A 19,879-nucleotide genomic window follows, 5' to 3' on the forward strand; every position below is an offset into this window, starting at 1 on the left:
CTAGAACTTATAGTTCAGCTTGAGCGACGCGAAGCGTCCGCGCGGATCGGCTTGCGTATAGTCGAAGCCCGAGGCCGAGTAATCCCACGGCGCGCGCTTGTTGGCCAGGTTTTGCACGATGAAGGTGACGTTCGCCGCCGGCGTGACTTGCCAGCTGGTGGTCACGTCGAACGTGCTGAAGGCGGCCACCGATTCATCGAGATGCGTATTTTGCGCATAGCCGCCCACGTAATTCCAGGTCAGCGTGGACGACCATTTGCCCTGCTCCCAGGTGGCCGAGGTGACGCCGCGCCATTTCGGGATGGAGCCGAAATAATTGGTGCCGGCGCCATCGGTGAGCGGCGCGCCGTCCGACAGCGGTTCGGCAAAGCGCAGCACGCGGCTCAGCTGGCCGGCCAGGGTCAGCTTGCCCCAGTCCTTGTCGACGAAGCGCTGGCGCAGGTCCAGGTCGATGCCGGACACTTCGCGCTGGCCCTGGTTGCGGTACTGGCGGTACAGGGTCGTGATGCGGCCATCGGCGTCGCGCGTGATCTTCTGCGGCGCCGCTGCTTCGTTGGCGAGCGTGGTGGTGGCGCTTTCCGTGCCGATCACGCCATCCTGCCTGATGCGGTAGTAATCGAGGCCGATGCTCGAACTGCTGGTGGGCGATACCACCACGCCCAGGTTCAGGTTATTCGAGCGCTCCGGACGCAGCGCCGTATTGGCGATGGTGATGGCCGTCACGCCGCGCGTCTGCGTGGGCGTGACGGGGTCCTTCGGATCGAGCACGCTGACATAGCTGACGGCCGTGCTTTGCGTAATTTCCGGCAGCGACGGCGCGCGGAAGCCGCGCGACACGGTGCCGCGCACCAGCAGCCACGGCGCCGCCTGGTAGCGCGCGCTGGCCTTCGGCGAAAACGCATTGCCGAAATCGCTGTAATGGTCGGCGCGGCCCGCCAGGTTGACGGACAGGTCTTTCACCACCGGGACGTTCAATTCGGCAAACAGGGCCGACACACTGCGCGAACCGTTGATGATGTTGATCGCCGGGCGCAGCTCGGTGCCGGACAAGACGGCCGTCGAGGTTTGCGAATCCATCTTTTCGCGGCGCCACTGCGCGCCGGCGGCAAAGCCCAGCGGGCCGGCCGGCAACTGCCACAGGTCTTTCGCGGCCGAGAAATCGACGGTGTCGAGGGTCGATTCGGCCGGACGCAGGGTCGACAGACGCAGGCGGTTGCGCACCGCTTCGCTGTTTTGTGCCTGATCAAAGAAGTTATAGCTGCCGTCGGCCAGCACCTGCTGGAATGCGTAGCGGTTGACGAAGTTCTGCACGGTTTCCTCCAGCTTGCTGCTGGAGTGGCCTACGGCCGCATCCCAGTCCCAGCCCGCCAAAGTGCCCTTGACGCCCGCCAGTGCGCGGTAGAACGTGACCTTGTCCTGTTTCAGGCGCGGCCCCAGGTCGAACAGGGTGGCCGTGAACGGCAGGGGCGTCGTACCCGGATTGTTCGGATGGCCCACGGGCAGCACGACGGGAATCGTGTCGAGCGCCTGGGTGGCGTTGTTCCACACGCGCGTGGCGTTGTTCACCGTCAATGGCGCGCTGAAGGTCTGGTCGGCGCGCGAATAGCTGTGCAGCAGGTCGACATACGCTTCCGTATCCGCATTCAGTTTGAAAGTGGCACGCGCGGCCGTGTGCACGCGCTGGATGCCGGGAATCAGGGTTTTATATGGCGACGGGTTATACGCCAGCACTTGTCCCGTCTTGCCGGGCGTGATGTCGCCATAATTAACCAGCTGCAATGGTCCGCGCACGCCGCCCAGGGTCTTCGTCGGGTCCGTGCCCGCATAGTTGGTGATGGCCCAGCCCAGGCTGCCCCGCTGCTGGTTGCGGAAGTCCGCATCACGCATCCACGCCACATCGCTTTGCTGCAGCTTGTCGCGCTGCTGCGCATCGACCGAGAAGACCAGGCTGTAGCCATCTTCCTCGAGCTTGCCGAAACCCGTCTGCAGCGCCGCGCTCTTTTCATGCTGGCCCGTGCCTTCGGTCGAGCCGCCCCACTGCGCCGTGATGTCCGTGCCTGTGAATTCCTTGTACAGGATGATATTGACCACGCCGGCCACGGCATCGGAACCGTAGACGGACGAGGCGCCATCCTTGAGCACCTCGATGCGCTGCACGGCCGCCATCGGCAGGCTGTTCAGGTCGACAAAGGTTTCCTGCAGGTTTTGCGCCGTCGCATAACTGGCCACGCGCTTGCCATTGACCAGGATCAAGGTATTTTTCTGGCCGATGCCGCGCAGCGACAGGCCCGAGGTGCCGGCCGAGAAACTGCCCGTATATTGTTCGTTGTAGCTGTTGCCGCTGTTGGCGGAGATGGCCCGCAGCACATCCGACACGCTGGTCTTGCCGCTGGCTTTCAATTCCTTGGCCGTGATGACCTGCACGGCGCTGGCACCCTCTTTTTCGCTGACGCGGATATTCGATCCGGTCACGTTGACGCGCAACATGTCGTCCTCGGCATGGGCGATGGTGGAGACGGCGGGAAATGCGGCGGCGATGGCAAGACTGATGGCGAGTGGTTTGAACATGGTTTCCTCTTATTGGGATTGCAGCCTTTTTCCGATAAAAAGGCCGAGCAGGGGCACGCGGACCGGGTAGGCCAGCGGGCAAACGACAACGAAACGGATGGGAATGACTTAGGGGATGCGTGGCCGGGCACGCACCGGCATCCACTGCGCCATGCATTGCATGGTCAGCTGGTGCCGGACGGCATAAAAACAGGGAGAAGGACTAATGCGCAACATAAAAGACACCGGTGAGCGGGGAAAGGCCACTATATCCCGGCGTCTTTATGGCGTGAACGAATTAAAAATTGATTGTATATACGATTTGAATCTAAGGACTTGGTCTTTGGCAATATCAGGCGTCGGCCATCGCCTGCGGCGCGGCCGCCGCGCGGCGCGCCTGCACGCTCCACCAGTACCAGGAAATGACGGCATTGACCCAGTAGGCCGCATACAGCACGGCCGTCAGGTGCAGACCGCGGCTGTAGTAGAGCGGCACGGCCACAGTGTTGACCAGCAGCCAGAAGGCCCAGGTTTCGATGCGCCGGCTCATCAGCAAAAATTGCGCGATGATGCTGAACACCAGCACGGCCGAATCGATGAAGGGCGCGTAGGCATTCGTGAAGCGGTGCAGCAGCATGCCGTAGATCGCCACGGAGGCGATACCGGCCGGCACCACCCAGGCCAGAATGCGCCGGCCCGTGCGCGTGATCGGCAAGGGCTTGCCGCCGGCGCCGCGCCGCCATTGCAGCCAGCCGATGACGCAGGTGACGATGAAAAACAGCTGCAGCATCACGTCGGCGTACAGGTTGACCTGGAAAAACAGTACGGCGAACAGCACGCAGCCGACCATGCCGATCCACCAGGAATGGATATTATTGCGTCCAGCCAGGATGATGGAGGCAGTCATCAAAACATTGGCGGCGATCTCGAGCGGGGGAGTCAAGCGGATTTCCTTAGAATGAAGGCAGGCCGCCACTATAGCCCATTTGATATCCGCAACCAGCCATGCACTGCTTGACTTTCGTGGCCATTCTGGCAAATTGGCAAGCACTACCACTTGAACCACTGCGGAGATGTTCCATGCGCTTGCGCCACGTGCTGCTTGCGGCAACGCTGCTCGGCAGCGTCCTGCCCGCCCAGGCCTGCCGCATGACAATGGCGCTCGAGCAATGGCCGCCGTACCTGTATCGCGACGCCCAAGGCAGCTATACGGGTCTGGACCTGGAATTGCTGCAGGCCATCTTCAAGGAAGCGCACTGCACCCTGGTCACCTTGCCGGAACTGCCCACGGCGCGGCGCCAGCTGCTGTTCCAGACAGGCGGACTGGACCTGATGCTGGCCGCGTCCGAAACGCCGGAACGCCAGTCCTACGCCCGCTTCTCCATCTCGTACCGCGATGAAGCCGTCGGCGTCTTCGGCAAGGCCGGCACGCCCGCCGCGCAGCGCCATGTCGGCAGCTTCGGCCAGCTGGCGCGCGGCAAGGCCACCCTGCTCGCGCCCAAGGTGGGCTGGTATGGCCCGCAGTACGCTGCGGGCCGTCCGGCGCTGGAAAAAGACAGCCGCCTGAATACCTTCGGCAGCTTCCGGCAAGGCATCCTCATGCTCGACGCGGGCCGCGCCGACCTGTTGCTGGGCGACGTGCTGGCCGTGCGCCACGAAGCGCGCCTGCAGGGCGTCGCCCTGACCGCCCTGCCCTTCCTCGCCCTGCGCGCGCCCGTGCACCTGATGCTCAATGCGCGCAGCACCAGCACGGCCGATCTGGCGCGCCTGAACGCCGCCATCACGCGCTTGGAGCAGCGCGGCGTGCTGGCGGCGATACGCGCCCGCTACGACGCGCCGTAAGGCGATCAGCCCTTGCTGGCCGCCTCGAGGATTTCCAGCTTGGTCTCGCGGCCATTCTTTTGCACGCCCTGCGCCTTGTCGTAGCTTTCGATCAGGGCACGGTACGGCGGCACGATGTGGTCCGTCATGATGGCGGCGAAATCCATCGCATCGGCGCGGTTCCAGGTGCTCATCACTTCAGCCAGCACGGCATACGTGTCGATCGGCACGGCGCCCGCTTGCGTGACGCGCGCCATGGTGATGTCGGTGGCCATCTTCGACCAGTTGCCCGAGGCATCGATGATGGCAAACACCTTGTAGCCGGCCGCCAGCGCGCTGATGGTGGGGAAAGCCATGCATACGCTGGTGAGCGTGCCGGCGATCAGCAGGGTCTTGCGGCCCGTCTTTTCGATGGCCTCGACCCAGGCAGGATTGTCCCAGGCGTTGATCTGGCCCGTGCGCGGGATGTAGACGGCGTCCGGGTTGAAATGATGGATCTCCGGGATCAAGGGGCCGTTCGGGCCGTCGGGCACGGAAGCGGTGGTAAAGGTCGGCATATTGGCCAGGCGCGACAGCTTGGCCAGCGCCGTGACGTGGCCGCGCAGCACGTGCTGCTCGATGTCGCGCACCAGCTGGAACAAGCCGCTCTGGTGGTCGATCAGCAGCATGACGGCGTCGTCGGGATCGATCATCGGTGGCAAACCTTGGAAGTTGGCGGGGGTGCTCATGGTGGTCTCCTGAAAAACCATGCCGCGGGATGCGGCATGGGTACTGCACAAATTAATGACACAAACTATGTCGCGATGCGGGCGAAGCGGCCGCTGTTGAAATCCTCAAACGCCTGCGCGATTTCCGCTTCGCTGTTCATGACGAAGGGGCCATGGCCGACGATGGGCTCGTCGATCGGCTCGCCGCTCAGCAGCAGCACCACGGCGTCGCTGTTCGCCTCGACGGTGATGCTGTCGCCGTCGCGCCCGAACAGCGCCATCTGCGCTTCGCGCACCACGCTCTCGCCATTGACCAGCACCGTGCCATGCAGGACGATCAGCGCCGTGCTCCAGCCGGCGTGCACCGGCAGCGCCGTCAGCTTGCCCTGGGCCAGGCGCACATCCCACACCTGCATCGGCGAAAACGTGCGGGCCGGTCCGTGCCGGCCGTCGAAGTCGCCGGCGATCACGCGCACGGAACCGGCGCCGTCGGGCAGCGCCACCGTGGGAATCGTGTCGCTGGTGATGGCCTGGTAGCCGGGCGCCGTCATCTTGTTTTTCGCCGGCAGGTTCACCCACAGCTGCACCATTTCCAGCGTGCCGCCCGACCGCGTGAAGGCAGGCGAGTGAAACTCTTCATGCAGGATGCCGGCGCCGGCCGTCATCCACTGCACGTCGCCGGGGCCGATCACGCCGCCCTGGCCCGTCGAATCGCGGTGCGCCACTTCGCCCTTGTAGACGATGGTCACCGTCTCGAAACCGCGGTGCGGGTGCGAGCCGACGCCGGGCGGACGCGTGCCGGGCGCAAATTCGGCGGGGCCGGCATAGTCGAGCAGCAGGAAGGGGCTCAGCTGCTTGCCATGGCCGTTATACGAAAACATCGAGCGCACGGGAAAACCGTCGCCGACCCAGTGCTGGCGCGGTGCGCTGTAGATACCTGTGACTGTGTTCATCTCGATCTCCTGTTGGTTTGCATTACGATGGAAACAGAATACGCTTGCAACGATGAAGCCGGTAGACGGTAAAATTCGCCATCAGCGTTCCAAAAATAGAACGATCAAGGAGGCGGCATGCAGGATTTGAACGATTTGTATTACTTTGTGCAGGTGGTCGACCATGGCGGCTTCGCCCCGGCCGGGCGCGCGCTGGGCATGCCGAAGTCCAAATTGAGCCGGCGCATCGCACTGCTCGAAGAGCGCCTGGGCGCGCGCCTGCTGCAGCGCACGACGCGGCATTTTTCCGTCACCGATGTGGGGCAGACGTTTTACGAGCATTGCAAGGCGATGCTGGTGGAAGCGGAGGCGGCGCAGGAAGCGATCGAACTGACGCGGGCCGCGCCGCGCGGCACGGTGCGCCTGTCCTGCCCCATCGCCCTGCTGCATTCCCTGGTCGCTCCCATGCTGGCCGGTTTCATGCGCGACCATCCGCAGGTGACCCTGCTGCTCGAAGCGAGCAACCGCCGCGTCGACCTGGTGGCCGAGGGCATCGACGTGGCCATCCGCGTGCGCCCGCCGCCGCTGCCCGACAGCGACCTGGTGCTGCGCGTGCTAGCCGAACGCAGCCAGTGCATGGTGGGCAGCCCGCTGCTGTTCGGCGACGCGCCGCTGCCGACAGCCCCGGCCGACCTGGCGGACTGGCCCAGCCTGGCCCTGGGCATGCCGCAGCAGCACTACCAGTGGGATTTATATGGCCCCGATGGCGCGCGCGCCCAGCTGCGCCACGTGCCGCGCTTCGTCACGGGCGACATGCTGACCCTGCGCGACGCGGCCGTGGCCGGCGTGGGCGTGGTGCAGCTGCCGACCATGATGATCACCGAACAGGTGGCCAACGGCAGCCTGCTGCCGCTGATGGGACAATGGCGGCCGCAGCGCGAAATCATCCACGCCGTCTTCCCGTCGCGGCGCGGCCTGCTGCCGGCCGTGCGCGCGCTGATCGACTACCTGGCGCACAGCTTCGCCGCGCTGGAGGAAGAGTGACGGTTTTCAGGTACGATGGCGTACTCCCGAATCGCCTGGATACCGCATGCGTTTATTGATTCTGTCGGACCTGCACCATGAGCTATGGCGCGACGAAGCGCCGCAGGGCGACCTTGCGCTCAGCCGTCCCGACGCCGTGATCCTGGCCGGCGACATCGATACGGGCGCGCGCGCCGTCGCCTGGGCCACCACCGCGTTTGCGGGCCTGCCCGTGCTGTACGTGCATGGCAACCACGAAGGCTATGGCCACCACCTCGACAAGGTGCGCCAGGAGCTGCGCGCGGCCTGCGCCGCCACGCCGAACGTGCATTTTCTCGACGCCGATACCCACGTCTTCACCGACCCGGCAGGCAGCAAGGTGCGCTTCCTGGGCGCCACCCTGTGGACGGATTTCCGCCTGCTGGGCGACGACACGCGGCAAGCGGCCATGCGCGACGCGGAAGCCGTCATGAACGACTACAAGCGCATCCGCCTGGCCAGCATGGGCTTTCGCAAGCTGCGCGCGGCCGACACGGCGATGTTCCACGCGCAGCAAAAAGCCTGGCTGGCGCGCGAACTGGCGCAGCCCTTCGACGGCCGCACGGTGGTCATCAGCCACATGGCGCCGTCGCTGCGCTCGGTCGACGACGCCTACGGCAGCGAGGGCTGCTCGCCTGCCTATGCCTCGCGCCTGGACGATCTGGCCGCGCAGGCGGACCTGTGGGTGCATGGCCATATTCACGTCTCGCGCGATTACCGCATCGGCCCGTGCCGCGTCGTAGCCAACCCCTGCGGCTACAAGACGCGCAGCGGCACGCCGCAAAATCCCCAGTTCAACCCGAACTTCATCGTCGAACTGCCGTTGCGTTAATCCAGCGCGCTACTCCTCGGGCTTCAGGCGTCCCGCCAGCAGTTGCTGCAGCCGGTGCTTGCCGGCCCGGCGCGCCGCGCGCGGCGACGCTTCCGACTGATGCGCGCCGGCGCCGCCGCGCAGTTTGGCGGCCGCCACCAGCGGGTTGCGCGGCTTGGGCGGGATTTTCACTTTGATCTTCATGGCCACTCCTTTCAACCCTTGATGCAGACGACCTGGCGCAAGGTATGCACCACTTCCACCAGGTCGCTCTGATGCGCCATGACGGCGTCGATATTTTTATAGGCGGCGGGGATCTCGTCGATCACGCCGCCATCCTTGCGGCACTCGATGCCGGCCGTCTGCTCGGCGAGGTCGAAGCGGTTGAAGCGGCGCTTCGCCTCGCTGCGGCTCATGCTGCGCCCCGCCCCGTGCGAGCAGGAACAGAACGATTCCGGCTTGCCCTTGCCGCGCACGATGAAGCTGCGTGCGCCCATGCTGCCGGGGATGATGCCCAGCTCGCCCTGCCGCGCCGAAATGGCGCCCTTGCGCGTCACATATAAATCCTCATTGCCATGCGTTTCGCGCGCGATGTAGTTGTGGTGGCAGTTGATGGCTTCCCCGTCGAGCCGGAACGGCGGAGCAAACTTCGCCAGCACATCGAGCACGCGGCGCATCATTTCGCTGCGGTTGAGCAGCGCGTAATCCTGCGCCCAATCCACCGCTTCCACATAGTCGTCAAATACCGTGGAGCCCTCGCTCAGGTACGCCAGGTCCGCGTCCGGCAGCTGCAGCTGGTGGCGCCGCATGTCCTTCTGCGCGGCGGAGATAAAGTAACGGCCGATCACGTTGCCGATGCCGCGCGAACCCGAATGCAGCATGATCCACACCCGCTGCTCCTCGTCGAGGCAGATTTCAATGAAGTGATTGCCGCCCCCCAGGGTGCCGGCCTGGCAAATCCACGTGCGCTCGAACTGGCGCAGCATCTTGGCGATGCCCCGGTGGCGCTCAACGATGTGCGCCAGGCGGTCGCCGAGCGGCCGCACGGCGCGCGCCTGGCGCGAGCCTTGCACGCGGCTCCATTCATGTTGTTCGAAGCCGATGGGCACTTCCGCTTCGATGGCGCTGCGCAGGCGCGCCAGGTTATCGGGCAGGTCGCTGGCCGTCAGGGTCGTGCGCACGGCGTTCATGCCGCAGCCGATGTCGACGCCAACGGCGGCCGGGATGATGGCAGCGCGCGTGGGAATCACGCTGCCGACGGTAGCGCCGATGCCGGCATGCACGTCTGGCATGGCCGCCACATGCGGATGGACGATGGGCAGGCTGGCGATATTGTGCAGCTGGCGCAGCGCCTGCGCGTCGATATCGTCGGTAAAGATATGCACGGGCACATGGGCGCCGTGCAGTGTCTGATGAATGGGCATAACGTCTTCCTTGGTATTGTCGTTATGCCGGGGTCGTCGAAAAGAAAAAAACCCCGGCGAGTTTCCTCACCGGGGTTTTGCAGGACACCGGCTCGGGATCGGCAATGTGCCGATGGCCCCGAGCGTCATGCACGGGGCTAGTGGTAGTACAACTTGCTGCCAGCCTGCTCGAACATGGGTTTCCTTTCTTTTGTCTGGTTAATCTGAACTGCGCTGAACTGCGGACGATGATTCTGCACCTTATGCTGCAGTGCGTCAACCGCTTTTCATGGCGAAGACGCCAACGTTGTTATTTTGTCGCGGCCGCTTTTTCCTTCGCGATGCGGGCATCGAGCTTGACTTCATTTTTGGCCGCGTAATTGCGGCACGCCTGCGCATCGATGAAAGGATTCGGCGTGACGCCTTCGAGCAATTGCGTCAGTTTCAGGTCGCCGCCCGAGTGGTCCGGGTGGGCCGAGATCAAAATGTCGCACGGCAGTTTGGCAAAGTCCTGCATGACGCGGCGGAAGGCCGGCGTCAGGTCCCCATGGCGGTCATCGCCCAGGTAGTGAAAATCGTCGGCCGCCACCGGCGTGAGGCTGGCGCCGAACACCACGTTCAGGCATTCCTGACGCTCGGCATCCTCGCACGAGACCCAGGTCCAGCTGGTGCTGCCCGGCGTATGGCCAGGCGTGTAGCGCGCCGTGACGGTCACCTCGCCCAGATGCAGGGTTTCGCCATCGGCGATCTCGCGCACGTTTTCCACGGCCGGCATGGGGTCGATTTCGCCCGCCTGCGGGTCCATGGCGAGTACCGAGCCCGCGCGCAGCGCCTGCGCACCGAGCGGGCTGGCGACCACCTGCGCGCCGCTGTCGCGGGCCAGGGCGGCAATGCCGCCCGAATGGTCGAAATGCGCTTCCGTATTCAGGATGAACTTGATGTCTTCCAGGCGAAAGCCCAGCTCGAGGATATGTTCCTTGATGGCGGCCACCGACTGCGGCAACGCGCCATCGATCAGGATCAAGCCGTCGCGCGTATCGATCAGCACCACGCTCAAGCCGCCCACGCCCACGTAATACGTGTCGCCGTGGATGCGTGCCGGCTGCTGCGGGCGGTTCCACTGCGCCGCATACGGCGAGGCGATCGGCTGCGTCAAGGGATCGACGGCGGGCGTGGCGGCATGCGCGGCAAATGGCAGCGCCAGGGCGGCCAGCGCGATGCTGAGCAGGGACTTGGAAAGGAAGAAAGGCGGCATGCGGCTCCAGTAATGAGTGTGCGGTAATCGATGCCACAGAGTAACGTCGCTACCCTCGCGCGGTCAAGCAAGCCATCGTCCGCACTTGCGCTACGATAGAGGTCCATACACTTTCGTGCGCCTTGCCGCCCTATTGCCATGCGTTTGCTGATTCTGTCCGACCTGCATCTGGAAGTCTGGGGTGAAGACACGCCCGCCATCGACCTTGCCGCCAGCCGCCCCGACGTGGTGATCCTGGCCGGGGACATCGACACGGGCAGCAACGCCATCGCCTGGGCCGCGCGCACCTTCGGCGCCCTGCCCGTGCTGTACGTGCATGGCAATCACGAGGGGTATGGCCACCAGCTCGAACGCATGCAGGACGCCGTGCGCGACGCCTGCGCCTGCGCCAATGCGCAGGGCGCCAACATCCGCCTGCTCGACGGCGACGCCGTGACGCTCGATGGCGTGCGCTTTCTCGGCGTCACGCTGTGGACGGATTTTCTGCTGTTCGGCGCCGAGCGCCGGGATGAAGCCTTGAGCGCGGCGCAAAGCTACATGCCCGACTACAAGCGCATCAGCACGGGCGGCGATGCACCGCGTCTCTTGTGCGCCAGCGACACGGCGCAGCTGCATGCGCAGCACCGTTCGTGGCTGGAACGACAGCTGGCGCAACCATTCGAGGGCAAGACGGTCGTCATCACGCACATGGCGCCGTCGATGCTGTCGGTGGAAGAGCAATACGCGACGAACCTGGGTTCGCCCGCCTTCGCCTCGCAGCTGGACGAGCTGGTAGCCCAGGCCGACCTGTGGGTGCATGGCCACATGCACGCCTCGCTCGACTACCGCGTCCAGGAGTGCCGCGTCGTCTGCAACCCCTGCGGCTACAAGCGGCCCGATGGCACGCCGGAAAACGATCGCTACGATTCCGGCTTTATCGTCGACCTCGCCGGCACGGTTTAATTTTTCCGATAGCGCAGCTGCACCACGCCGCTGGGCAGCTGGCGCGTGCCGTCCAGGCGCCAGTCGCTGCGCGGCAAGCCGTCCTCGAACAGGCGCACGCCCTTGCCCAGCACCACGGGCAGCACGGACAAGGTCAGGCTGTCGACGACGCCCTCGCGCAAGCCGGCGCGGATGACGGCGCCGCCGTCGAGATACACGTGGCGGCAGCCGTCTTCGGCCAGCCCCTCCAGTACTTCACGCACGCTGCCCTCGCGGTGCTGCTCGCCATGGCGCGGCGCGAAGTCGCGGTGGCTCAATACCACCACGCGCTTGCCCGCATACGGCCACGGCTCGAATCCCAGCACGGCGTCATACGTGGTGCGGCCGATCAGCAAGGTATCGACCTGCTCCATCAAGGCCGTGTAGCCGGTGGCGTCGGGCGAGTCAGGCGCCAGCTCGGCCAGCCAGGACAGGTCGCCGTTTTCTCCGGCGATGCAGCCGTCGATGCTGATGCCGAGAAATACGCTGACAACAGGCTTTTTCATGGATGTTCCTTCAATTAATTCTACGGTGTAGAATTATGCCCATGAAAACCCCAAAACTTCAAGACCTGGAATCTCCCGTGCGCCGTGCCGGACGTCCGCGCCGCGTGGCGCCCGCGCTGGACAGCACCGCCATCCTGCAAGCGGCCTTGACCCTGCTGGAAGAGCAAGGCGAAGCGTTTTCCATGCGCGCGCTGGCGCAGCGGCTGGGCGTCGATGCCATGGCCCTGTATCACTACTATGCGGGAAAAGAGGAGTTATTACTGGCCCTGATGGCGCAGCGTTTTGCCGCGCTCGATCCGCGCCAGCCGCCGTTTACGCAACGCCAGGGGCCGCAGCGCCGCCTGCTCGCGCTGTGCGCGCTGTACCTGGAACTGGTCAGCGCCACACCGTATTTCGTGCGCCTGATGGCACGCGGACTCGTGACGCAAGCCGATGTGGCTGAACGCTTTACGACGCTGTTCGAGCTGGCCGTGGAGGCCCTCGATCTGGATAAAAAAACCCGGCTGCGCGGGCGCGACGCGCTCGTCGATTTCCTGCACGGCTATGCACTGGCGGGCAGGCCCGCCAGCGAGACGGCCTGGCATACGTCCGTCGGCCTGATCCTGGCGGGCATGGCCGCCGGACGCAGCGGTGGATGACGCCCGGCGGCCGGCCGTCCTACCGGCGCATCAAGCCAGCAGCTTGAGCAGCGCCTGGGCGGCCGCTTCCGACGAGGCCGGGTTCTGGCCCGTGACCAGCAAGCCATCGGTGACGGCGTACGGCTGCCAGTCGCCCAGCTTCGAGTAAACGCCGCCGTTTTGCTTGAGCATGTCCTCGACGAGGAAAGGCACGATGGCCGTCAAGCCGACGGCGTCTTCCTCGGTATTCGTAAAGCCCGTCACCTGCTTGCCGCGCACCAGCGGCGAGCCGTCGGCCGCCTTCACGTGGCGCAGCACGCCAGGCGCGTGGCAGACGGCGGCGACGGGCTTGCCGGCGGCGATCATCTGCTCGATCAGCGCGATCGAGTGCGGGTCTTCAGCCAGGTCCCACAGCGGGCCATGGCCGCCCGGGTAGAACACGGCGTCAAAGTCGGCCGCCTTCACGTCGGCCAGCTTGCCCGTGTTGGCCAGCACGGCTTGCGCAGCGGCGTCCTGCTTGAAGCGGCGCGTGGCGTCCGTTTGCGAATCGGGCTCGTCGCTTTTCGGGTCCAGCGGCGGCTGGCCGCCGTTGGGCGAAACCACCGTCAGCTGCGCGCCCGCTTCCTGCAAGGCATAGTAGGGCGCGGCGAATTCTTCCAGCCAGAAGCCGGTTTTCTTGCCCGTGTCGCCCAGTTGATCGTGCGAGGTCAGTACCATCAGGATGTTCATGTTGTTTCCTTTTATGTCAGGGTTACAGTGCTGCTTCGAGGATACGGCGGCTACGCGCGAGGTCGATATCGCGGTGTTCGCCGAGGGAGGTCATGCCATGTGCTTCCAGTTGCGTCAAAACCGCTTCCACCGCTTCCTGGCCCAGCTGATAGGCCGACAAACGGGTCGGAATGCCCAGCCCTTCAAAGAAGGCGCGGGTGCGGGCGATGGCGGCGGCGATGCGCTCGTCGTCGCTGCCCTGCGTGATGTTCCAGACACGTTCGCCATATTGCAGCAATTTGCCGCGTTTCTGCTCGCGCTGCACGTCCAGCAGTGCGGGCAGCACCAGGGCCAGGGTGCGCGCATGGTCGATGTCGTACAGGGCCGTCAATTCGTGGCCGATCATGTGGGTGGCCCAGTCCTGCGGCACGCCGGCGCCGATCAGGCCATTCAGGGCCAGGGTGGCCGTCCACATCAGGTTGGCGCGCGTGGCGTAATCGTCGGGCGAGGCGACCGCCTGCGGCGCGATCTCAACCAGGGTCTGCAGCAAGCCTTCGGCAAAGCGGTCCTGCACCTTCGCCTGCACCGGATAGGTCAGATACTGTTCCGTGGTGTGAACAAAGGCGTCGACCAGGCCATTGGCTACCTGCGTGGCCGGCAAGGTAAACGTTTTGCCGGGGTCGAGCACGGAAAACTGCGGGTACAGCAGCGGGTTGCGAAAACTCAGCTTGGCATGCGTGGCTTTTTTCGTCACCACGCCGCCGCTGTTCATTTCCGACCCGGTGGCCGGCAAGGTCAGCACCGTGCCGAACGGCAGGGCGCGCTGCACGTTGGCGCCGCCGCGCTCGGCGATTTCCCACGGCTCGCCGTCATACAGGGCGGCCGCGGCGACGAACTTGGTGCCGTCGATCACGGAGCCGCCGCCGACGGCCAGCAGGAAGTCCAGCTTCTCGCTGCGCACCTGTGCCACGGCGCGCATCAGGGTTTCATAGCTGGGATTGGGTTCGATTCCGCCAAACTCCTGCACCGTGCGCTGGCCCAGCGCAAGAGCAGTGCGCACTTCGGCCAGGGTGCCCGTCTTTTCCGCGCTGGCGCCGCCGTACAAGATCAGCACGCGCGCATCGTGCGGCACCAGCGTGGACAATTTGATGACGGTATCAAGACCGAAGACGATACGGGTCGGGTTGTGGAATTCAAAATTCTTCATGCTGCTCCTTTATTATTAGACTGGTCGTCTAGAATGCGGTTCAAAAAAACGCGGATGTCTGTCATCCGCGTACCTGGCGCCCTTATTGATCCGGCGGCAGCTGCAGCATGGCCAGGGTCGCCCGCCAGGCCGTTTGCAAGGCGCTGGCGTCGCGCCGCAGCTTGGTCAACATGGCCGCGCCCAGCCACAGCTGGTACAAGGTGGCGGCCATCTGCGCCGGGTCGGCCACCGATGGCAGCGTATCGTCCACCCTGCCCCGCGCGATGGCCAGGGCCAGCCTGGCGATGATGCGGTCGGTGCCGCCAAGCAGCGCCACGCGCATCGGTTCCGACATGTCCGCCACTTCGCTGCTGAGCTTGACCACCAGGCAACGGCAGTCGCAGCCGCTGCCATCGAGGCTGTCGCTGGTCCAGCTGGCCCAATACGCCATCAGCGACTGCGCCGCGTTCCGGCCGGGCTGGCCCAGCACGCGCTCCATTTCGTCCAGGTAGCGCGTTACGTAGTCTTCCAGCATCGCTACACCAAACAATTCCTTGGACTTGAAGTAATGGTAGAACGAACCCTTGGGCACATCGGCGGCCGATAAAATCTCGTTCAGCCCCACGCCGGCAAAACCCTTGCGCGTGATGATGGCCTTGCCCTGGTCGATAATGTGCTGGCGCACGTCGGTGTATTCAGCTTTCATGCGGGGCATTGTAGCACAATTAGACCAGTCGTCTAGATCCATCTATTTCAATGCAGCGACGGCGAACTACGCGCGCTTGTCACGCATGGCGTCTTCACCAGGATTCTCGCGCAGATCGATGGCGCCATGGTCCTGGGCACGCCATTCGCGGCGCAATTGCGCCATCCTGTTGAAGGCGGCCCTCGCCAATTTCCACCAGGCGAACGGACGCGGATCGGCCAGCATGCTGAGCGCCCTGGAATAATCGAGCGTCAACCCGGGCGTCCACGCCATCGTCACGGCACGCTTGCGGATCTGGGCGGCTACCCACAACTCCGGCGTCGCCAGGATGCGGAAAAACACTCTCCAGCCTGCGCGATCCCCATACAGGCGGCCAACGGCGCCGTCGATCGCCGCCTCCAATGCCCGGGCAACAGTACTGGAACAATTACGATGCGTGAGATTGTAAGTCTCGTCGCAGCGATACTGTCGCCAGAAAGCCTGCAGCTGGCGCGGGTCGTAATTCCGGATACGGACCTGAACGGTGGACGGGCACCATGCCTTGGATTCTGTCGCATAATCCGGCTGGAATACGCCCGGCACGTCATTCTCCCGGGTGGCGCGCAGCAGGCGCCCGAAATCGTCCGGCGAACGGTCGATCTCTGTGCGCGGATACAGGCTGATATAAATACCTTCCGGCGATTCCAATGCCGCATGCCCGGTAGAGATCACGCCGTTGACATCGACTGCGGCGATATAGCGATCGACAATCGGATAATGTTGGGTCGGCGACCTGGCTGAACCGGCAGGCGTCCAGACATGCACCGTCAGCGCCTGTTCATGCTCCGCTGGAGGACCGTCCCACTCCACTTGGGTATATGCAGAAGCAAGGTGTTCATCCGGCTGGACTGCGGAATGCGCCGATTCCAACAGGGCCGGATTACCGCTCATGCGACGAACACGGCTTGCCAGCCCCATCAAATTGGCGCCGCCAAACATCAGAAACAAGCCCAGGCAATACGGTAGTGTTCCAACATAATGCGTCGGGTATGGCTGATAAAAGAAGATTGCCAGCGCAATCTCGGCCAGGCCCCAGGAAAACGCCACGCGCCAGCGCCGATAGCGGACCATGTAGGCAGAGACGCACTGTATCAGTCCGTCGGCGAGAAAAAGCGTTCCAAAAATCATCGATAACAGGAAATTGCCATGGTGGTGACCGGCGAAGATCAGCATCGCCGCCAGCACCACGGCGCAGCCTTTCACGTAGCGCAAGATGCGCTGTCCGCCGACGCCAGTCCATGCCACAGCCAGCGTTGCCAGACCTTCGACCAGGAACAGGTAAGCAAAAAAATTGATCGGGAAGTACATCGCATTGTCGAGCGCGTCAATAAAGATGACCAGGCCTGCGAGCAGCCATATCAATCCGATCAGCAGGATACTGCGCCAGCGCTTGCGTAGATATTCAACGCCCAATAACAGCAACACCAATCGAATCATGAATGCTCCTCCTGTTTTACCTGCAGCAGCAATACCCGGACAATACGCGTCAACTGGTCGTCATGGCCGTGCAAATACATGACGATGAACTTTCACATCATTTGAGAATGGAAACTGTCGCAATCCATGCATTAGCATAAAACATGAAATTCATCAGGAAAGTATCATAAAAGATAAAAATGTCAGGTTTGCTTGTCGGCAGCCGTAGCCGCACCAAGCAATCGTTATTGGGCCCTGTTTTCAATCAGGCTCGCCGCGACGTCAAGACCAGCCCCCGTTGCAGGGGCGCAGCTGAGAAACTTCTTTTATATTCAATGAGTTGCGGCAGCGGCTGTAAACGTGGTCGTTTTCGCGCTGACCGGCCACCGCATTCTCATCGTCGATCGTCATTTCCGCATCAGATGGTGAAGGTCCGACGCGATGTCAGGCCCTGCCTTAGGCGAACTTCTTGAAATCCGGCTTCCTCTTTTCAAAGAAGGCCGTAAACGCTTCCTTCGCCTCGGCGCCGCCCAGCATGGCGCTGAACAGTTTGTTTTCCTCGGCGATGGCCGCCTTCATCGGTTCCATGCGGCTTTGCTTCATCAGGCGCTTGGTGGCGCGGATCGAGGCCGCCGGCAATGCCACCAGCTTGGCCGCCTGGCCTTGCGCGAACGTCATCAGGTCGTACAGGGGCACGACTTTTGAGACGAGGCCCATTTCCAGCGCTTCGCTGGCGGGGAACGATTCGCCCAGCATCAGCTTTTCCGCCGCGCGCGGGTAGCCGGCCAGTTGCGTGAGCAGCAGGCTGGAGCCGAATTCCGGGCACAGGCCCAGCTGCGTGAACGGCATCGAGAAGCTGGCGTTGTCGGCCGCGTAGACGAGATCGCAGTGCATCAACAAGGTCGTGCCGATGCCGATGGCGGGGCCGGAGACGGCCGCCACCACGGGCTTGCTGCTGCCGTACAGGGCGCGCATGAACTGGAACACGGGACGGTCATGGTCAAGCGAGCCATCCTTCGGGCGCGCCGTCTTCATGAAGTCATCGAGGTCGTTGCCGGCCGTGAAAATCTCGCGCTTGCCGCAGATCAGGATGGCGCGTACTGCATCGTCCGTCTCGGCCGCCACCAGCGCATCGGCCAGGGTCTGGTACATGGCGCCCGTGATCGCATTCTTGCGTTCCAGGCGGTTGAATTCCAGGGTCAGAATGCCCTCGCTCTTGCTGCACAAAATATCCATGTCATCTCCAAAAAGATAAAGGGCGCCGGGGTAATCCCGCAGCGCCCAAGTTTTGACTAATCTTAGCTGACCACTGACGTCACGACGCCTGGCAGAAGCGTAGCGAGCGGCAGCGAGTTGTGGCCGAGACGCGCAACTGTGCGAAGGCACAGTGAGCATCGCAGGCCGCGAATCGCAACGCGCAGTAGCTTATGCCAAGTGTCATCAGACGCGTTCGAAGATGCCTGCTGCGCCCATGCCTGCGCCCACGCACATCGTGACCATACCGTACTTCTGCTTGGTGCGCTGCAGCGCGTGAATCACGGTCGCGGCGCGGATGGCGCCGGTGGCGCCCAGAGGGTGGCCCAGGGCGATCGCGCCGCCCATCGGGTTGACCTTCGATGGATCCAGGCCCAGGTCGCCGATGACGGCCAATGCCTGTGCGGCAAACGCTTCGTTCAGCTCGATCCAGTCCAGCTGGTCTTGCGTGATGCCGGCGGCGGCGCACGCTGCAGGAATGGCAAATTTCGGACCGATGCCCATGATTTCCGGCGGCACGCCGCGCACGGCGAACGAGGAGAATTTTGCCAGCGGGGTCAGGTTATGCTCGCGCAAAATTTTCTCGCTGACGATCAGCAGCGCGCCGGCGCCGTCGGACATCTGCGAGCTGTTGGCGGCCGTGACGGTGCCCTTGGCGGCGAACACTGGTTTCAGTTTTGCCAGCGACTCCATCGACGAATCGGCGCGCGCGCCTTCGTCAGTGTCGACGGTGCGGCGCGATACGTCCACCTGGCCGGTGGCCAGGTTCGGCGTGCGCGTGATGATTTCCACTGGCGTCGTTTCGGCCTTGAAGAAACCGGCTTGCTGCGCGGCGATGGCGCGGCGGTGCGATTCAACGGAGAACGCGTCCTGCTGTTCACGCGACACTTTCCATTGCTGCGCCACTTTTTCGGCCGTCAGGCCCATGCCGTAAGCCATGCCGATGTTTTCGTCGCTGAACATGTCCAGATTCATCGATGGGTGGTGGCCCATCATCGGCACCATCGACATCGATTCGATGCCGCCGGCGATCATGACGTCGGCTTCGCCCACGCGGATGCGGTCAGCCGCCATGGCGATGGCCGTGATGCCCGAGGCGCAGTAGCGGTTGACGGTGACGCCGCCCACGGTTTTCGGCAAGCCGGCCAGCAGCACCGAGTTACGCGCGATGTTGAAGCCCTGCTCCGCTTCCGGGAACGAGCAGCCGATGATCGCGTCGGTGATCAGCGCCGGGTCGAGGCCAGGCGCCTGCGCCAGGGCCGATTGCAGTACGCGCACCAGCAGGTCGTCCGGGCGGGTGTTTCTGAACATGCCGCGCGGCGCTTTGCCGATCGGGGTGCGGGTTGCAGAGACGATGTAGGCGTCTTGAAGTTGTTTGCTCATTTTGTTCTTTCAAAGATGTTGAACGAGGTTCGTGTTCTGTCGAATGTCCGGGGTAGTCAGGTTGCCGCTTAGCGCTTCTGCGACAAATACCAGTCCACCGTCACCTGTGCCGCCAGCGTGCCTTCGGCATCGAAAATATCGACTGCCACGGGAAACGCCACCTTGCCGTCCTGCGCCAGCTGCGCCTTCAAGGCAGCCAGGTCGCCCGGCACGCGGCCTTCGGCGCGCGTCGCGCCCCGGGCCACCTTCTGGTAGGCGATGCGCGACTCCTTGGCCACCGGGCGCAAGCCCAGTATCAGCTCGGCGAAGCCGCCAGCCATGGCCGCGCCGGAAGCCGTTTCGGCCAGGGTAAACAAGGCGCCCGCATGCTGCGTGCCCAGGTGATTATGCAGTTTGGGATCGTCCGGCAGCGACACCTTCGAGGTGCCGGCGCCGATCTCGTCGATGCTGATCCCCAGCAGCCGCACGAAGGGCAAGGTGTCCATCATCTGTTGTTTGATACGGTCATACACCATGCTTGGCCTCACGCGCAGCAGTACTTTAAATACGAGGGACAGGATCGTCAT

The 19,879-nt window shown here is 63.8% G+C and carries 20 protein-coding genes; 5 read left to right on the top strand and 15 right to left on the bottom strand.

Annotated features, from left to right (window positions below; translation table 11 throughout):
• Positions 1-2,568, bottom strand: a complete 2,568-nt coding sequence (locus AC1Q6X_RS21590) for a TonB-dependent receptor (RefSeq protein ID WP_492498364.1) — start codon at positions 2,566-2,568, stop codon at positions 1-3.
• Positions 2,569-2,899: 331 nt separating this feature from the next.
• Positions 2,900-3,490 (bottom strand): nicotinamide riboside transporter PnuC, encoded by a 591-nt coding sequence (gene pnuC, locus AC1Q6X_RS21595; protein ID WP_083287966.1) that lies wholly within the window; start codon positions 3,488-3,490, stop codon positions 2,900-2,902.
• 137 nt (positions 3,491-3,627) lie between these two features.
• Here pnuC and AC1Q6X_RS21600 point away from each other — a divergent pair, with 137 nt between their 5' ends.
• A complete protein-coding gene (locus AC1Q6X_RS21600; RefSeq protein WP_492498365.1) occupies positions 3,628-4,389 on the top strand; it encodes a substrate-binding periplasmic protein in 762 nt (253 codons plus the stop codon).
• 5 nt (positions 4,390-4,394) lie between these two features.
• Here AC1Q6X_RS21600 and AC1Q6X_RS21605 read toward each other — a convergent pair whose 3' ends face one another.
• Together AC1Q6X_RS21605 and AC1Q6X_RS21610 are read right to left on the bottom strand one after the other, a co-directional pair.
• A complete protein-coding gene (locus AC1Q6X_RS21605; protein WP_217494254.1) occupies positions 4,395-5,096 on the bottom strand; it encodes an isochorismatase family protein in 702 nt (233 codons plus the stop codon).
• 65 nt (positions 5,097-5,161) lie between these two features.
• Positions 5,162-6,028 (bottom strand): pirin family protein, encoded by an 867-nt coding sequence (locus tag AC1Q6X_RS21610; protein ID WP_492498366.1) that lies wholly within the window; start codon positions 6,026-6,028, stop codon positions 5,162-5,164.
• A 117-nt stretch (positions 6,029-6,145) separates the two neighbouring features.
• Between AC1Q6X_RS21610 and AC1Q6X_RS21615 the strand changes: the two genes are divergently transcribed.
• Complete coding sequence (locus AC1Q6X_RS21615; protein WP_409027359.1) at positions 6,146-7,051, top strand: LysR family transcriptional regulator; 906 nt, start codon at positions 6,146-6,148, stop codon at positions 7,049-7,051.
• Positions 7,052-7,097: 46 nt separating this feature from the next.
• Positions 7,098-7,901: a metallophosphoesterase gene (locus AC1Q6X_RS21620; RefSeq protein ID WP_492498367.1), complete on the top strand. Its 804-nt coding sequence runs from the start codon at positions 7,098-7,100 to the stop codon at positions 7,899-7,901.
• 9 nt (positions 7,902-7,910) lie between these two features.
• On the opposite strand, the gene AC1Q6X_RS21625 is transcribed toward AC1Q6X_RS21620, so the two are convergent.
• The 3 genes from AC1Q6X_RS21625 to bla form a co-directional block, all read right to left on the bottom strand.
• Positions 7,911-8,084, bottom strand: coding sequence for a hypothetical protein (locus tag AC1Q6X_RS21625; RefSeq protein WP_227742091.1), 174 nt, complete (start codon positions 8,082-8,084; stop codon positions 7,911-7,913).
• 11 nt (positions 8,085-8,095) lie between these two features.
• Complete coding sequence (locus AC1Q6X_RS21630) at positions 8,096-9,304, bottom strand: RtcB family protein (protein ID WP_492498368.1); 1,209 nt, start codon at positions 9,302-9,304, stop codon at positions 8,096-8,098.
• A 289-nt stretch (positions 9,305-9,593) separates the two neighbouring features.
• Positions 9,594-10,538 (bottom strand): subclass B3 metallo-beta-lactamase, encoded by a 945-nt coding sequence (gene bla / locus AC1Q6X_RS21635; protein ID WP_492498369.1) that lies wholly within the window; start codon positions 10,536-10,538, stop codon positions 9,594-9,596.
• Between the two features lie 138 nt (positions 10,539-10,676).
• Between bla and AC1Q6X_RS21640 the strand changes: the two genes are divergently transcribed.
• Positions 10,677-11,480: a metallophosphoesterase family protein gene (locus AC1Q6X_RS21640; protein ID WP_492498370.1), complete on the top strand. Its 804-nt coding sequence runs from the start codon at positions 10,677-10,679 to the stop codon at positions 11,478-11,480.
• Here the strand turns inward: AC1Q6X_RS21640 and AC1Q6X_RS21645 are convergent.
• Positions 11,477-12,004 carry a dihydrofolate reductase family protein gene (locus AC1Q6X_RS21645; protein WP_492498371.1) on the bottom strand — a complete coding sequence of 176 codons (528 nt, stop codon included), beginning with the start codon at positions 12,002-12,004 and terminating at the stop codon, positions 11,477-11,479. The two genes, AC1Q6X_RS21640 and AC1Q6X_RS21645, sit on opposite strands and share 4 nt — an antisense overlap.
• Positions 12,005-12,045: 41 nt before the next feature.
• Between AC1Q6X_RS21645 and AC1Q6X_RS21650 the strand changes: the two genes are divergently transcribed.
• Complete coding sequence (locus AC1Q6X_RS21650; protein WP_492498372.1) at positions 12,046-12,642, top strand: TetR/AcrR family transcriptional regulator; 597 nt, start codon at positions 12,046-12,048, stop codon at positions 12,640-12,642.
• A gap of 30 nt (positions 12,643-12,672) precedes the next feature.
• Here the strand turns inward: AC1Q6X_RS21650 and AC1Q6X_RS21655 are convergent, their stop codons facing one another.
• From AC1Q6X_RS21655 to AC1Q6X_RS21685, 7 genes are all read right to left on the bottom strand, one after another.
• Complete coding sequence (locus tag AC1Q6X_RS21655) at positions 12,673-13,350, bottom strand: type 1 glutamine amidotransferase domain-containing protein (RefSeq protein ID WP_070312539.1); 678 nt, start codon at positions 13,348-13,350, stop codon at positions 12,673-12,675.
• A gap of 22 nt (positions 13,351-13,372) precedes the next feature.
• Positions 13,373-14,536: an iron-containing alcohol dehydrogenase gene (locus AC1Q6X_RS21660; RefSeq protein ID WP_230506573.1), complete on the bottom strand. Its 1,164-nt coding sequence runs from the start codon at positions 14,534-14,536 to the stop codon at positions 13,373-13,375.
• Between the two features lie 82 nt (positions 14,537-14,618).
• Positions 14,619-15,221, bottom strand: coding sequence for a TetR/AcrR family transcriptional regulator (locus AC1Q6X_RS21665; protein ID WP_070221625.1), 603 nt, complete (start codon positions 15,219-15,221; stop codon positions 14,619-14,621).
• A 66-nt stretch (positions 15,222-15,287) separates the two neighbouring features.
• Positions 15,288-16,697: an HdeD family acid-resistance protein gene (locus AC1Q6X_RS21670; RefSeq protein WP_230506574.1), complete on the bottom strand. Its 1,410-nt coding sequence runs from the start codon at positions 16,695-16,697 to the stop codon at positions 15,288-15,290.
• Between the two features lie 435 nt (positions 16,698-17,132).
• Entirely contained in the window at positions 17,133-17,912 is a 780-nt protein-coding gene (locus AC1Q6X_RS21675; RefSeq protein WP_070221627.1) for an enoyl-CoA hydratase, read from the bottom strand.
• 204 nt (positions 17,913-18,116) lie between these two features.
• Positions 18,117-19,313 carry an acetyl-CoA C-acyltransferase gene (locus tag AC1Q6X_RS21680; protein WP_070221628.1) on the bottom strand — a complete coding sequence of 399 codons (1,197 nt, stop codon included), beginning with the start codon at positions 19,311-19,313 and terminating at the stop codon, positions 18,117-18,119.
• A gap of 68 nt (positions 19,314-19,381) precedes the next feature.
• Complete coding sequence (locus AC1Q6X_RS21685; RefSeq protein ID WP_230506575.1) at positions 19,382-19,879, bottom strand: PaaI family thioesterase; 498 nt, start codon at positions 19,877-19,879, stop codon at positions 19,382-19,384.

The sequence above is a fragment of the Janthinobacterium sp. GW823-FHT06H09 genome, from assembly GCF_058794735.1.

Coding starts and splice junctions, on each gene's coding strand:
- AC1Q6X_RS21625 (WP_227742091.1), bottom strand. CDS start 8,084: ATGAAGATCAAAGTGAAAATCCCGCCCAAGCCGCGCAACCCGCTGGTG.
- AC1Q6X_RS21675 (WP_070221627.1), bottom strand. CDS start 17,912: ATGGATATTTTGTGCAGCAAGAGCGAGGGCATTCTGACCCTGGAATTC.
- AC1Q6X_RS21655 (WP_070312539.1), bottom strand. CDS start 13,350: ATGAACATCCTGATGGTACTGACCTCGCACGATCAACTGGGCGACACG.
- bla (WP_492498369.1), bottom strand. CDS start 10,538: ATGCCGCCTTTCTTCCTTTCCAAGTCCCTGCTCAGCATCGCGCTGGCC.
- AC1Q6X_RS21680 (WP_070221628.1), bottom strand. CDS start 19,313: ATGAGCAAACAACTTCAAGACGCCTACATCGTCTCTGCAACCCGCACC.
- AC1Q6X_RS21610 (WP_492498366.1), bottom strand. CDS start 6,028: ATGAACACAGTCACAGGTATCTACAGCGCACCGCGCCAGCACTGGGTC.
- AC1Q6X_RS21630 (WP_492498368.1), bottom strand. CDS start 9,304: ATGCCCATTCATCAGACACTGCACGGCGCCCATGTGCCCGTGCATATC.
- AC1Q6X_RS21590 (WP_492498364.1), bottom strand. CDS start 2,568: ATGTTCAAACCACTCGCCATCAGTCTTGCCATCGCCGCCGCATTTCCC.
- AC1Q6X_RS21640 (WP_492498370.1), top strand. CDS start 10,677: ATGCGTTTGCTGATTCTGTCCGACCTGCATCTGGAAGTCTGGGGTGAA.
- AC1Q6X_RS21650 (WP_492498372.1), top strand. CDS start 12,046: ATGAAAACCCCAAAACTTCAAGACCTGGAATCTCCCGTGCGCCGTGCC.
- AC1Q6X_RS21600 (WP_492498365.1), top strand. CDS start 3,628: ATGCGCTTGCGCCACGTGCTGCTTGCGGCAACGCTGCTCGGCAGCGTC.
- AC1Q6X_RS21620 (WP_492498367.1), top strand. CDS start 7,098: ATGCGTTTATTGATTCTGTCGGACCTGCACCATGAGCTATGGCGCGAC.
- AC1Q6X_RS21605 (WP_217494254.1), bottom strand. CDS start 5,096: ATGAGCACCCCCGCCAACTTCCAAGGTTTGCCACCGATGATCGATCCC.
- AC1Q6X_RS21665 (WP_070221625.1), bottom strand. CDS start 15,221: ATGAAAGCTGAATACACCGACGTGCGCCAGCACATTATCGACCAGGGC.
- AC1Q6X_RS21615 (WP_409027359.1), top strand. CDS start 6,146: ATGCAGGATTTGAACGATTTGTATTACTTTGTGCAGGTGGTCGACCAT.
- AC1Q6X_RS21645 (WP_492498371.1), bottom strand. CDS start 12,004: ATGAAAAAGCCTGTTGTCAGCGTATTTCTCGGCATCAGCATCGACGGC.
- AC1Q6X_RS21685 (WP_230506575.1), bottom strand. CDS start 19,879: ATGACGATCCTGTCCCTCGTATTTAAAGTACTGCTGCGCGTGAGGCCA.
- AC1Q6X_RS21670 (WP_230506574.1), bottom strand. CDS start 16,697: ATGATTCGATTGGTGTTGCTGTTATTGGGCGTTGAATATCTACGCAAG.
- AC1Q6X_RS21660 (WP_230506573.1), bottom strand. CDS start 14,536: ATGAAGAATTTTGAATTCCACAACCCGACCCGTATCGTCTTCGGTCTT.